Origin of the sequence: Nostoc cycadae WK-1, from assembly GCF_002897135.1 — a bacterium.
Classification (GTDB): Bacteria; Cyanobacteriota; Cyanobacteriia; order Cyanobacteriales; family Nostocaceae; genus Nostoc_B.
In genome coordinates this window covers 1-14,841 of sequence record NZ_DF978443.1, presented here as the reverse complement: position 1 = coordinate 14,841, position 14,841 = coordinate 1, and the positions used below count along the sequence as shown (strand labels likewise).

Below are 14,841 nucleotides of genomic sequence, written 5' to 3'. Positions count from 1 at the left end.
TTGATTCAGCACTTTGCTGTATTTAGTGGGAAAACATAGCGATCGCCGGGAAAAGCTGATAAGATTCGCTTTTAATGAGAATTGAGCATCCCAAGTAGATTAATACTAAAGGAAAGACTTTGCGACCATAACGAGTCAGCATAGGAGCTAACAGAGGATTACGCGTTAAATTGTAAGATAGAAAACACCACATTCCCACAGTTAAATAGCAGACACAGAGAACTACGCCTAAGCTGGGGAGATTGCTACTAGCAAACAGTGGTACGTAAATTCCAATGTTATTCCCTCCATTTGCAATGGTGACAGCAGAAACACGGTACGTTTGGCGATCGCGTAGAGTCGCCCATAAGGATTTTTTTTGGCGCTTGGTTGTAGAAGCCGAAAAATCAACCGATACAGCTTGTACTGCTTCTTCCGCTTGTTCTCGCGTTAATAGATGATTAATCCCAATGGCTATAGGTAAAAAACCTAGCAAGCCAATCCAAGCTGTTGGTAAAATCAAACCGCCTAAAAAGCCAGGAAGACTAGCAAATATTAATACAGTAAACCCTAAAAATTCACCAAGAATAATATTTTGCGGACGAAAATGACGATTAACTTTACCAAAAAAAGCTGTCAAATATAAATTGTCGTCAAAAGTAGTGGCAAAAGCAGCAGAGATGCCAATAATTATTGTACTGGTTAGCCAATTCATGATTGTTGCGTAAGGTAATGTAAATCTCCAAAATCTGGAGAATTGATTGTGTTGTTTTAGCTAGGTACCTTAGCCGCGTATGTCATAAATATTAGGGCTAACAACTAAATAGAAGCAAATATTCTTTTTTGTTAAATCGATAAAAAAAGCTTATGAACTTGAGGAAATTAACAGATGATATGGCAATTCATCTAAAACCTTGTCTGGTACTCAATTACAGCGCGACTGTCATCTTCTAAATTAGTAGAAGCACGCACCCGCAGTTCATCGTTAATGCGGTAATTTATCCCCCATTGAAAGGGGTCATTGGCAGTTAAAATTTTAATGCTGGAAATAGAAAACTTTGTGGAAATATCAACACCAGCTTCTGCGGCTAATTCTAATGTAGAACTGCTTCTACCAGCTTCAGGATTGTCAGAAATCACAGTTGGAAATATGCGAAACTCACTTAAACCAAAAGCATTAGCAATTTGATTAAACGTCGTCTGAAAATTATTAAATACGGCTGAACCAGCAATATTAATTAAGCCTAATGTGCTATCTGCACGTCCTTGAGTATCGACAAATCCCCCGCCTAATAAAGCGACAATTTCGGTTTGGCTGCGTGAAGGACTGCTGGTGAGTTCGAGATTCTCGTTGAGTTTACTAGCAGGCCCTTGGACTCTCGCTTCAACTCGCACACTTTCTAAAGAACCCAATCCACCTACGCTACTTGTTCTAGAGAACTCGGAAGTTTGGACTGCATCCAGTACCTTAGCAAATAGCTGCACATCTAGGATAGGATCACGCGGTTGATCAGATCTAAATGTCGCTGTATTTTTATAGCCGCGAGCCAAGTTAAATTGGGTGGTAAATAAATTCACTCCACCCTTCTGGAGACGGATTGTACCATCGGGTATAGGAGAAGATAAAGCACCATTAACTGTCAGATTACCTGTAGCGAGAAAACTGAGAATCGGGGGACGGGTAATTTGGATATTGTTACCTAATGTTAATTGCAGATTATTTAATCTGGCTGTATTGGGATTATTTCTCGCCTCAGTTTTATCTTGCTTGTTGGCTTTGACAGCATCGCTAGTTGTAGATTGATTAGTATTGGTTGATTCTGCTAATAAAACCTGACCATCATACAGACGAATTTGACCACCAATCAGTGGATTTAAGGCTGAACCAATAATTTGTAAATTTCCACTAGCGCCGCCTTTATACAATCCTTTGAGATTTAAATTTAATTGCTCAAGATTAACCGTGAGGGGATTATTTGACGCTTCCCCATTATTAAATACAGGGAGTTCACCAGCAGCCACTACTTGACCTCGACTAAATCTGCCTTGCAGACTTTCTACTACAATGCGGTCAAAATTGAAATTAATCTTACCTGTCACCCGTCTGATTTTACCGGGTAAAGCTTGGGCTGCAAAAGTTGCATCTTTGACAGAGGCAATTCCTGTTAACTCTGGGCGCTGTCTAGTTCCACTTACTCTTAGGTCAATTTCCCCTTCACCTTTCTCAAAAGCTATCTGATCAGTCAGTAAATTTAACAGTGCTAATCCTTCATTTCTGACTTTCACATCTAAGCTAATTTCATTACTGGCGGGTGCAGTAGTGGCGAAGGGCAACTGATAGGGTATGCTGCCAGTAATGTTAACTGGTTCTGGGCCAGCCACGGAAACATTACTACCAAAGTTCAAACGGCCATTGATATAGCTAAAGCTGGCGGTAGCTGATTCTACAGGCTTTTGATTGAGGGTTCCGTTGGTGATTTCTAATTCGCCTTGGGCTTGGGGATTGGTGATACCGCCTGCTAAAGCTGCTGAGGCGTTGAGATTACCTGTGATATCAACTGGGAGTTTGACAAAGTTATTAATTAAAGCGATGGGAAAATTAGTAACGCGCAACTGGCCTGATTGGTCTTTACCGCCGATGTTTCCGGTAAAACCTAAGAGACCATTGTCTAACTCAACACGTAGCGGACGGAACTGCAACACACCATTTTCAAAGCTACCTTGGGCAATGATTTGTTTAGCATTGTAGAAGCGATCGCTTTCCCCTTCTTTCCCCCAAGTAAAATTCTGTCCGTTAATATCAAATTGTACTGATAGTCCGTTGGCTGTGGCGGTATCTAAAGCCACTTCCCCGTTGAATGTTCCTTGTAAGTCTGCTAGTTCTGGTAAGTAATTAGAGTCACGCCGTTGTTGTTGCTGTTGGGCTAATTCTGCGTCAATTTCGTACAAGCGTCGCAGTTGATCGAATAAAGGTTGATTGGGTAAACCCCGTGAATAAGTAGTTAAATCGGCGGCTGTACCATAAGCTGGTTCTGATATCCCCCGTTGAAAGTCTTGAATTTCAAATATCTGGGCTGCGGCTAAGACATCTTGGATTTTACCTTGGCTAACGTTGAGTTTGCCTTGGAGTTGTGGCCCTCTCGGAGTTTGACCAAAACTCCCGGCAAAAGCATAAATGCTGCTACCCTTGACAAATTTGCTACTGGTGAGAGTAGCTTTGCCATTGGCATAGTTGAATTGCGCGGTTAACTGGTCGCCTTGGATACGTCCGATTTTCGGTTGGGCGATCGCTAAATTACCATTGGCTAAGAATGTTTGGGGATTGACTTGCAAATCTCCACTAATTAGCCCTGCTACCTTCCCAGTTCCTAAACGTAGGGCTGGCGGTACAGAAACATTCAAAATTTGTAAAGGGAAATTCTGCACATTTAGGGCAATATTATTGCCTTGGAATTGACCTTTAGCTACAGCATCTTGCCACTGCACTAAAAAGGATTGGGGGCGATTATTCCCATCTAAATTTAGGGCAATGCGATCGCGATTGCCAATTAAATCTAAATTCAACCCACGCCCTTGGGCTGAATCAATACTACCTGTTAACAATGGCTCAAAAGCAATATTCTGCACTACTAAGTCACGTAAGGCAATTTTGCCGTTAACGTTGGGTAATGGTAACTTACCTGTAACTCTACCGTTAAAATCTACCTTGCCTTTCACAGCTACTTGATTCGGCAAATTAATCGGTAACTGTTGCAAATTATAGTCCTGGGCTTGGACATTCAAATTTAAAGCCGTAATTTCTGGTATCCCAGCTTTGTTAGCGTTGGCGGCGATGTCACCAGTCACATTTAAACCAGGGGCGGTGAGTTGATTAATCGCGAGTTTCTCACCATTCCACGCAATCGCCGCTGTTAATGGTCTTTCTAAACCCGGCAAGCCTTGGGATAACTGCACGTTACCAGAGGCATTCACATTCGCTAATGTGGCAGAACCCAACGCCCCAGCTACTTGTAATCTCCCGCCCAATTGCCCCCGCAATTGCTGATTTAACTTCGTTAACTGCACACCAGCGGCATCAACTACGGCTTGATAACGACCGTTATTTACTTGAATATTGGTGGCGGTAATTGTCCCCCCGGCAATATTCAACTTTCCTTGACCACTAGCTTGAATAGTTTGCGGTTGGAAGGATGCAACAGAACCAGCAACATTTAATTGACCTGTTAATGCACCTTGAAATTGTGGCGGGACGGCGACCAATTTTTGCAGCGGTACATTACTCGCTTGAATTTGCGTTTGATAACGACCGTTATTTACTTGGATATTTGCGGCGGTGATTGTGCCTCCGGCAATATTCAACTTTCCTTGACCACTAGCTTGGATGGTTTGCGGTTGAAAGGATGTCACCGAACCAGCAACATTGAGTTGACCTGTTAAATCTCCTTGAAATTGGGGCGGGACTTTGGTCAAACGTTGGATTGGCACGTTATTAGCTTGAATTCGCGCTTGATAACGACCGTTATTGACTTTGATATTTGTGGCGGTAATTGTCCCACCTGCAACAGTTAACTTGGCTTGACCATTAGCTTGAATACTTTGCGGTTTCAAGGATTCCACCGAACCCGCTACATTAAACTGACCAGCTAATCTACCGCGAAATTGTTGTGTATTGGATGTGAGTTGCTGTACATCCAGATTATTGGCGACCAACTGAGCTTGATAAATTCCCTTCGCCAGTTGAATGTTTGTGGCTGTAACTATACCATCTGCAACACTGAGGTTAGCTGTGCCAGTACCACGAATAGTTTTCAGGCTGAGGTTATCTCGATTGCCAGCGATTTGGAATGTTCCTCCCAAGCGCCCTTGCAAAGCCGGGGGAGCTTGTTTGAGAATACGTCCTAGCCGCACATTATTGGCGACTAATTGCGCCGCAAAGTTTTGGTTTTGGAGTTGGACACTAGCAATGGCGATCGCCCCACCCGCAATCTGCACGGCTGCGCCTTGAGTGCGAATAGAGGCGATTTGAAACGGCCCGCTAGTACCCGCTAAAATCAACCGCCCGTTAAATTCTGCCCCATCCAAGGAAATATTTTGCAGTTGATTTTTGTTAATAAAAGGTTCTAACTGTACGCCATCACCTGTAACATCTGCTTGCCAACGTTCATTAGCATATCTACCTACTGCCCGCACTACGCCACGACCAACTCTCAGGGCAACATTTTGGAAATAGACGGTGCGATCGCTGGTGATAATAACTTCGCCTCTACCGGGGTATGTGGCTTGGGGTACTTGCCACTGTACCGCCGTTCTAACATTAGTGGGAGTACCTGTAACTTTGGCTGTGGCGGCGACTTTACCGATTTGGAAAGTCGGACTAGCACTATAGATTTTGGCGATCGCATCTCCACCAATATTCTTAGCGGTAAAATTCAAATTCAGTTGGGGCGTTTTCCCTAGAGCGATTTTACCTCCCCCGATGATTTCTCCACCAACAGTAGTCTCACCTTGAATATCTCTCAAAGTTAACAAGGCTGCATTCGGCGAAAATTCAAACTTACTCGTAATACTTTTAAAATTAACTTTATCAATCCGGGCAGTGTTAATTGTGGCCACAGCACCAGAAAGAATTGGGTTGGTGGCTTTACCTGTGATTTGTAAATCTGCTTTGAGTTGCCCAGCAACAGGTACAGGTAGTTTCAGGTTGAGTGTTGTTTGGGCATTGGCAACACTCACTGTTTTAATGCGCCCTGTGAGTTGATAACCTGCTTTACTATCAATAATGCCGTTAGCAACTAAGGGAATTTTGCCGTAGTTAGTATTGAGATTATCAAGCCGTATTTCTGTACCTTTAAAGTAAATATCGCCTTCAGTACTGCTTAACAACTGAGGTACACGGGGAATTTGCAGTGTGACTTTTTGTAAATCTGCACTGCCATACAATAAAGGTGTTTGTTCTGGTGCGAGTTTAATTTGTAAATCCCCATTGACTCTACCTGCTTGTAAGTTCAGCGGTAACTTCACCAAATTAGTCACAGTAGCGGCGAGTAAATCTTTTCCTTGCAATTGAAGATCAGCAACTAAAGTTTTCGTCCGCGCCTGTCCTTGAATTGCTACATTCCCACCAGTTTCGGCCTGTCCCGCCACATCAAACTTCACCAGTTGGTTATTTTCCACCAGTTGGGCAGAACCGTTAAGTTGGGCAAATGTGACAGGTGATGTGACTCTGCCAACACTTTTGTGAGCGAGTAATATTACCTTGCCATTACGTAACCGCAAATTATCTAAATCAGTTTTAATTAATCCGCTTTTACCTGGTGGCGCAATGGTTGTGTTAACCCAACGTCCTTGCTCGTCTTGTTCAATGTAGACATCGGCATTAACTAAGGTGACATCCAGCTTGAGTTGACGAGTAAAAACTAATTGCCACGGATTAAAACCTACTTCTACAGTCTCTACGGCTGCTTTATCTGGGTCTGTAGGCGTTGCGGGAATTTCCGAAGCCCCAAACTGCACACCTGTCAGAGAAAAATTGGTAACTTTACCCAATTTCACCGGACGGTTAATGGTATTGGTAAGGCTTTGTTCTGCTAACGGCGCTAACTCTTTTTGGACAAAACTTTGTAACCGCCAAATGCCCAAAATAATTCCTACTAACAAGATTCCTAACAAGGGAATGCAACCACGACTTAAAATCAACAACCACATACGCACACGGGTGTGGGATTTGGATTGACGTTCTTGATGGCGAGAGTTAGTCATGTGGTTTCACTCTATACTTGCTGAACCTAGGGGGAACGTTACTGGCACTAACAGCATATTTTGTTCACTATGCCAAATCCCAGGAGCCAAACCAATTTTAGACCTGGAAATTTGCATGACCTTGGTCAACTCATGTTGTTCAGGGGAGTTGGGGGAATATTCAATTAAATTTTGTGCTATCTGGAAACTTTGATGAATAAATCAAGTTCAAGTGTGCGGGAATCTACATATAAAGGGAGTTGCAAAATGCCAGCCAATCAAAATTATCTGACCCACAACTAATGATTCTATCTCAAGCCTTAATTTTTCTAGGTAATATATAATTCATTGATTTAAGCAATTTTACGGTAATAAATTTAATTTTTTTACGGATAAACAGAAAAATCTCAAATAATACCTGATACTATTTATACTATATTTTTAGCAATTCATAAAGATGAAGTAAAGACTTGCAAAGTAATATCTAATAGACTAAGCCAAGTACATCTAGGGAAAACTTCGGTATCACAAGAAAGCTGACGCTGCTAAGGTCACTAACGCCAACAAGTCTAAACTCACCTGTAATCTTATACCTTCATAAAATACCTTCTGATTCCGCGAATTTTCGCAAGCGTGGCAGACATTGACGCTGATAAAAACTACTCAAAGTAGGGATAGGTAATTCAAATTCCTCTGATAGTTCTTTCCAGCTAACTTCTGGCGGTAAGCGTTTGAGAATCAAGACCTGACAAGTCACATCTGGGCGACCTTTAATGTGAATACTGCGTAATTCTCCATCTGCATCAGTCTTAGCCCATGTTTCCACATTTTCGAGAATTGGCGGGACTTGGGGTGTCGCCTGGAGGTTGTCGGTAAAATCAATAGTTTCTGTATTTCCACTTGACCAAGACTGGCGTACTTGTAGAGGAACCGTTAAGGCTTGTTCTCGATGATGGTTGAGGTAAAAGTCTTGGAGTCTGCGTTTGAGATAAGCATTTAACCAAGTGACCACAGTACCATAAGTAGGGTCATAGGTCTGACCAGTTAAACCATCACAAACATTACGACAGAAATATAACCAAGTTTGTTGCAGTGCATCTTGATAGTAAGGAGTACTTTCTCGCCAAAGTCTGCCTGAAGTTAAACGGATGATTTGCGTAAGCAGCTTTTGACGCTGCGGGCTTCTAGGAGGGTAGCCGCAGGCTTGAGTAACTAAGTTGCGTAACTCTTCATCAAGTTCCATAATGGCAATTTCAGCAACAAAAAAGCAAGAATATACTAAGTATTGCTTACAAAGGCACTCCAGATATTAACCTTGTATCTCGAAGATTTTGTCGCAGCAAAAAGTTGTCGCTTTCGCCCTTGAACAACAACAAGAACTTAGACAAAGTAAAGTATTCCCGCTAGATAATGGCACAGATCTTAACCTCTGAGTCACCTATTTGTTAAGAGTTGCTAGAGTTCCTATTGGGGTGGATAAAAGCTGGTAAATTTAACGATGTTGGTGTTAAATCTGTAGTTAAAAGATTTAAAGACATTTCTTAACGCTTAATTTTTAACACTTTTAATCATCTGCTTCAGCAGGGAGCTATATATGGTGTCGCTTTTAACACGCTGTCTTGCAGAATTCGTTGGGACATTTGTGCTAGTTCTTGGCGGCTGTGGAAGTGCTGTTTTTGCAGCAGCATTTCCAGACGCGAAAGCCAATGAATTAGGAATTGGCTTTGTAGGTGTGGCTCTGGCTTTTGGTTTAACGGTGCTAATTATGGCCTACGCAGTTGGTCATATCTCTGGTGCCCATTTTAACCCAGCTGTATCATTTGGTCTTTGGTCAGGAAAGCGTTTTCCTGGCTCTGAATTGCTTCCATACATTATTGCTCAGGTATTGGGAGCAATATTAGCCGCAGGTCTAGTTTATTTAATTGCCACGGGTAAACCAGGATTTATGCTTTCTGGTTCTAATCCCTTAGCGACAAATGGTTTTGGAGTACATTCTCCTGGAGGCTATTCGCTCACTGCTGGCTTTATTACAGAGGTTGTACTTACATTTATTTTTTTAATTGTGATCTTAGGTGCAACAGATGGTCGTGCGCCAAAGGGCTTTGCACCAATTGCTATTGGTTTGGCACTAACATTGATTCATTTGATCAGCATACCCATAACGAATACATCGGTTAATCCCGCTCGTAGTACTGGCCCGGCACTTTTTGCTGGTGTAGAAATGTTTAAGCAAGTATGGCTGTTTTGGGTAGCTCCAATTTTAGGTGCGATATTGGCAGGTCTATTCTATTCAAAGGCTTTGGGTGAATCAGGCGCACCAGTTGTAGGTGAGGCAGAACGCGAAGATTATTCGCGACGATAGTCAGGAAAAAGCAACCCAAGAAATAAATAATCTCTGCTATTACTTTTGAATAACATAAAGGACATTGCCTCCATATTCTGGAGGTATTTTTTTTGGTAGTGGTGCGACTGCCTTTTGTTGATATGCTATCTCAGCATTTAGTAATACAGGAAAAACGATGTGCTTCTAGTTTTGTCAGGCTAATTTTAAACTTCACGTTTGGGTATCTGCTATGAAACCTAGATCATTAGACTAGTCAACTACAAAGCGTTTTATGGGAATATGCCAGCTTTTGGTTTAGCATCTGCAATAAAACCTATTCTCATCAAAAATAGCACTGATACAGCTAGGGGAAGAAAAGAGTCATCAATTCTAGCAAAATAGCCTGAAAAGGTTCTGAAAGCACAAAATCTTACACCAATTTGCACAATGATGGCGAGAGATGGAACGCCAAAAAGAAATTCTTGGTAACTCTGTCATCATCCCTAATGGAATCTAGGAGCATAAATCTATGACTTCCTTTCGCCCAGAAGATGTGCAGCAGATTCTTCAGCGAGCAATGGCTGATAAACAACAAGAAAATTTTTCCGAACAGCAGTTACAAGAAATGGCCACAGAACTGGGTATTTCATTTGTCAGCCTGCAAACCGCACAACAACAATGGCAACAGGAGAAAGAAATTATGAAACGGCGGCAAGCATCTAACTCTCACCGCCTGCAAAAAATCAAGCCACATTTGATTAGCTTTCTTGTGGTTAATCTCTTTTTAATTGTGTTGAATTTGGTAGTTAGTCCTGGTTACTTCTGGGCAATTTACCCTCTACTAGGTTGGGGATTGGGTCTTGCTCTCCATGCTGCCAGTGTTTACCTACAACAATAGGACTTACGCAGTGCAACGATTAATTAATAGTTTTAGTCAGGGGTTTAGGGGTGTGAGGGTGTAGTGTTCAAAACCTTACACCCAGCTTTGCTCAACTACATTCCTAGCCAGGACATGAAATTTTCCCACCAAGAATAATTCAAATCACCCAGACTTAACTTCATTTTTTGGCGAATGTCTTGAATCTTCCAATTGGTGAGTTTTGCCAAAGTTTGGGCTTCTTGTTCAAACCGCTTGGGTAAAGACCGCTTGTATTCTCTACCAGCTTGACATTTGAGGTCGCCTGTAAAGGGATGCTGTAAAATGTATCTTCCTTGAAAAGATTCTTGGTTAGAGGTGGCTTGAAATATTGGGTCTTCTGGGAATTTGTCACGGGTGTAGCGGACGTGCAATCGGGTGATGAACACGCTACTACTGGGAAACGGACGACGGCGGAAGTTTGGCGGTGCTGTTACGTCATCATTGGCATTATTATCTAGCCAAAATACGCCTGCTTGCTTAAGTTCTTCTTGGTTCAACGGTTCGGCTGAACAAGGGTCACAACTACTCATATCCCAGGCGTATTCTAAGAAAGCTACTTTTCTGTCTTCTTTGAGATATGCCGTTTGGAACATGGACTTGTAGAAATCACTAAATTCATTTTTAACAAACACAGGAATATTGGCATCAGAGGGAACTTTCACGGTGCGGTAGTTAGTGATTTCTGCTTGCCCTTTGGGTGAGAGGACATACACAATCAAATCTTGGGCTGCGTTGGCATTAATCATACCCAAACGAATGGGCAGCATGAACTTGGGTGATTGGTATGAAATTTGTAGGGGACGCAGGAACTGATAGCCAGATTGCTCAAATTTATCGAGGTTGACTTTGGCAACAAAGAATTTCATGCCAGAGCGAATATATGGTTTAAGTAGCTGTTTCGCGCCTCTGGGAATTTTGTAACCGTTGCGATTGAGCCAAGTTTCTAGGCCGCCCGATTCTTTAGCACTCAAAATCACAATGTCGTATTCACCGACGTTAAAACGTGCTTCGATGGTTACGCCTAAATCATTCGCACTACCTCTGGCTGCTCCTGCTGCTCTGGCTGCTGGTGAGGGTAAGGCTTCGTTAAGTACTCGGTCGTATTCAACACAAGGATCAGAGTCGAAGTATTCTACTAAGCGTGGTGCGCTAAAAGCATCTAAACGCTCGACAATTTTGGGTGGAGCAATGCGTACTTGCTCTTTTTTTATGACTGTTGGCACAGGTACAACCATTGCAAAATCTTTGACTGCGCCTTGGAAGTCATTTGCCATCGTTAAAACAGTGCGATCGCCATCCCTCGCCAAAATTACTTGAGATGCTTGGTTATATAATTTACTATCGGCTTTGGCGACATAAAATCCACAAAATGCCCAGGCTGTCGGGGCAAAACACAGCACAGCTAATACTGTGATTAGTGACGAAATTATTAGTCGAAATCGCTTCATTTTATACCTCTTGTTAAAGTGCTGAGTCAAGAGTCATTTGTTCTTTGTCATTGGTCATTTGTTGTTCCTTCCCTTGTTTCATCTGCTCCAACCAAGAAAATCTGGGAGATGACCACAGCCAATCTAAAAGTATGGTCAACGGTGCAAGGGCAAACAATGACCAAAATACGGCGGTGGAGATGAAGAAATTATTTCGCAGAATAAAAGTTAAGCTGGCGATGCAGATAGCCCAAATCACACGCCCGATTTTGGCGTTGGGAATTGACCGCGGATCTGTCACCATAAATAAGGCAAACAGCAGTAAAGACCCACTCATTAACCGATGCCAATATACATCCCAAGTCCAACCTAGATAGAGGTTGCGGATGGCTTCTAGCAGTGAGTAGGAACCTAAAAAAGCTGCCGTGGTATCCCAACGACCAATGCGTTGCAGAATCAATCCACCAGTCCCGGCAAATAATATGCCATACCACCACTCTTCACCCCATTGTCCTGGTGATACCCAAGCATCGGAAGTAAGAGTCAAGACAGTGATGATGCCAAAATTGGCCGGGTTGAAGAAATGTTTATCGCCAACTTTCAAGAAAAATTTACTGGCGATCGCACTAACTGCTGCTAACATCATTGTTGTCCAATGGTCAGCCCGCAAGAGCAAACTCAGTCCTAGCGAAGTAATCAAAGCACTACGCAGATTTATTTGTTTTTCCTCTTGACCCTTGACCATTGACCATTGACTATTGACCATTGACAATATCCACTGCGTTGATAAACAAGATGCGATCGCCACAGCAATCATCTCTGGTCGCAGTGTCCAGTCTCTTGTGCCAATTCCCAAGGCCAGAAATGAACCCAGAAATAGAATTTGATAGTCCCGTATATCTTTCAGCAACATTACCCCTATATTCAGGGATTACCCGGAGATTTTTTCCCAATCTAGTCGAGTAAAAGCTCAAATACCATTGCTGTTACAGATTTTGTTACAAACAAGCAGCTGTAGAGACTGGGTGTATGGGCAATACGGTTCGGTTAAGCTCTAAGCGGTATTAAGTATAGAAAAAGTGAGTGTTTCTAATTTTGCTGATGGACAATATCTGTCAAACTGGTAATCAGACAGTAAACTTGCGGTTGGTCATCAGTATCAATAGTCTATTCAAACAGACCACCAGATGTAAAGGCAAGGAAAGCCTCGTGTAACGGCAAGCCGTTAAGTTCGTTTAGCCAAATCGGCAACTATTGCACGCAGTTGAACCAGATCACAGGGTTTAGCTATGTGCATTTGAAACCCAGCCTTGATCGCCCGTTGCTCTTCTGCTTTACTGGCATGGCCCGTCAGCGCGATCGCCGGAATTTGTCCTCCGGCTGCCGCACTGAGCGATCGCACCTGTTGAATCAGGAAGTAGCCATCTTCCCCAGGCAAGCCGAGATCAGAAATCAGCACATCATAGCGGTTAGGGCTTTCGCTGAGAGCAGAGAGGGCTGCTCTGGCAGTCGTTACGGCCAGCACCTCTGCCCCGTAAGTTTCTAGCATCAACTGCAAGGGTAAAAGCACATCGACCTGATCATCAACCACCAGGATATGCAAGCCTTCTAGAGAGGGGAGATTTTGCGAAGCGTCCAAAGATGTTTCTACCGTCGGTTCGACAATCGGCGGTGAGGTTAGGGGCGGGACGTATAAAGGCAACCGCACAGTCAGGGTAGCACCTTGTCCTTCGCCCGGACTTTCTGCCTGTACAGTGCCACCATGCAGCTCGATGAGATGCCGCGCGATCGCCAAGCCCAGTCCTAGCCCTTGATTGGTTTTGGTTGTACTGGAATCAGCCTGATAGAACCGCTCGAAAATACGTGGCAATAAATCTGCTGGAATACCAATTCCGGTGTCACTGACTTGAATTTGCGCCTGGTTGTCAACCTGTGACAGCGTGATGTCTACTCGTCCACCCGCAGGCGTAAACTTGATCGCATTCGAGAGCAGGTTCCCCAGCACTTGCTGTAATCGTTCGGCATCCCCCAGCACGGTGATCGAACTCAACGATGACACTAACTGAATATTTTTTGCCACCGCCGATAAGTTAACGCTATCGAGAGCATCTTGAACCAATAAGCTCAAGTCGATTGGGTGGCTATTCAATTGCAACTTGCCACCCGTAATCCGAGAGGCATCCAGAATATCTTCAATTAGGTAATTGAGTAGCCTACCGTTCTGCTCAACGGCTTCTAAGGCTTGATCGACTGTTGCCTCGTCGCAGTTGCGGTTGCGGAGCAGTTGCACCCAGGCCAGCAGCGAGGTGAGCGGATTTCGCAGTTCATGGGACAGATTTGAGAGAAATTGATCTTTGGCACGACTGGCCGCTTCAGCCTGCTGGCGTGCCGTGCGCTCGGTAACATCTGAGATCGCTAACAGAATCATGTCTGTGTTGTCTTCTCGGTGCAGTTTGCACGCATTGAGCAGCATATTTTTCTGCCCAATCTGCTCGAAATCATGATTGACCTCAAAATCCTGCACCGCAAGCCCACCCGCCAGAATACCATTCAACATTGATCGCAGTTCGGGAATATCCCACTGCCCATTGCCTAATTCAAACAGCAACATCTGGATGGTTTCAGCTTCAGAAACCTGAAATGTCTCGTAAAATGCTCTATTTGCGACATTCACCCGTAAATCAGCGTCCAGCACAACCAGAGGGATTTGCACCGTCTCAATGATGGTTTCTGCATAGTTGCGAGCGCTCTCTAGGCTGGCGTTGTAGCGTTTGAGGGCATCAATATCCTGTAGCACCATTGTCACACCGTCAATTTGGTTTTCACTGGTGCGATAGGGGCGAATGCGGATGGTATACCAGTATCCGGCTTCTGTTTGGATCTCCTGTTCTTTCGTATTGAGAGTTTCCAACACCTCCAAAATCATCGGTTCTAGCTGGGAAACGTCAAAATTGCCATGCAGGTCAGTGAAGGGTCGTCCGATATCGGTGGGGATGAAATTGAACAGTCGCTGGGCGGTTGGTGTAAAGCGGCGAATCCTTAAGTCATTCGTCAGCATCACAATCGGGATATTAATGCTGGCGATAAAGTTGTTGAGATCACTATTGTCTCGATTTTGTTGCAGATTCCGACTCCGCAGTTCTTCATTGGTCGTCGAGAGTTCTTCATTGGTAGCTTGAACTTCTTCCTTCGCCGTTTGCAGTTCTTCATTCGTGCTTTGCAGTTCCTCATTGCTCGATAGGATCTCTTCATTCGCTATGCGTAAGTTTTGGTTGAGTTGGTTTTGCTCCTGAATCACCGCTTGCAGATGCGCTTGGGCCGAAAGTTCGCGTTGGGTGGCAGCAGATAGCGCCTGACGAAGCGTTACAAGCTCACGCGCTAAGTCCGCTGGCTCCAAGTTTTCTACCGTTGCGGGACTGGTGAACGTGTTATACCAATTCACGAAAAATTTGATT

The 14,841-nt window shown here is 43.7% G+C and carries 8 protein-coding genes; 2 read left to right on the top strand and 6 right to left on the bottom strand.

Annotation, left to right across the window (positions count from 1 at the left end; translation table 11 throughout):
* Positions 1-22: 22 nt before the first annotated feature.
* From NCWK1_RS25300 to NCWK1_RS25290, 3 genes are all read right to left on the bottom strand, one after another.
* Positions 23-694 carry a cadmium resistance transporter gene (locus tag NCWK1_RS25300; RefSeq protein WP_103126608.1) on the bottom strand — a complete coding sequence of 224 codons (672 nt, stop codon included), beginning with the start codon at positions 692-694 and terminating at the stop codon, positions 23-25.
* Between the two features lie 191 nt (positions 695-885).
* On the bottom strand, positions 886-6,738 hold the full coding sequence (locus NCWK1_RS25295) for a translocation/assembly module TamB domain-containing protein (protein ID WP_103126607.1): 5,853 nt from the start codon (positions 6,736-6,738) through the stop codon (positions 886-888).
* A 574-nt stretch (positions 6,739-7,312) separates the two neighbouring features.
* Positions 7,313-7,963, bottom strand: a complete 651-nt coding sequence (locus NCWK1_RS25290) for a hypothetical protein (protein ID WP_096577776.1) — start codon at positions 7,961-7,963, stop codon at positions 7,313-7,315.
* A gap of 348 nt (positions 7,964-8,311) precedes the next feature.
* On the opposite strand from NCWK1_RS25290, the gene aqpZ reads away from it, so the two are divergent.
* Both aqpZ and NCWK1_RS25280 read left to right on the top strand, forming a co-directional pair.
* Positions 8,312-9,079: an aquaporin Z gene (gene aqpZ / locus NCWK1_RS25285; protein WP_096577774.1), complete on the top strand. Its 768-nt coding sequence runs from the start codon at positions 8,312-8,314 to the stop codon at positions 9,077-9,079.
* 490 nt (positions 9,080-9,569) lie between these two features.
* Positions 9,570-9,938, top strand: coding sequence for a 2TM domain-containing protein (locus NCWK1_RS25280; protein ID WP_103126606.1), 369 nt, complete (start codon positions 9,570-9,572; stop codon positions 9,936-9,938).
* 95 nt (positions 9,939-10,033) lie between these two features.
* Here NCWK1_RS25280 and NCWK1_RS25275 read toward each other — a convergent pair whose 3' ends face one another.
* The 3 genes from NCWK1_RS25275 to NCWK1_RS25265 form a co-directional block, all read right to left on the bottom strand.
* Positions 10,034-11,407, bottom strand: a complete 1,374-nt coding sequence (locus NCWK1_RS25275) for a DUF2330 domain-containing protein (protein WP_103126605.1) — start codon at positions 11,405-11,407, stop codon at positions 10,034-10,036.
* A 13-nt stretch (positions 11,408-11,420) separates the two neighbouring features.
* The gene (locus tag NCWK1_RS25270; protein ID WP_103126604.1) at positions 11,421-12,299 is read right to left on the bottom strand and encodes an RnfABCDGE type electron transport complex subunit D; all 879 of its coding nucleotides are present in this window, start codon (positions 12,297-12,299) and stop codon (positions 11,421-11,423) included.
* 312 nt (positions 12,300-12,611) lie between these two features.
* A partial coding sequence (locus NCWK1_RS25265) for an ATP-binding protein (RefSeq protein ID WP_146034045.1) occupies positions 12,612-14,841 on the bottom strand: 2,230 nt, incomplete at its 5' end.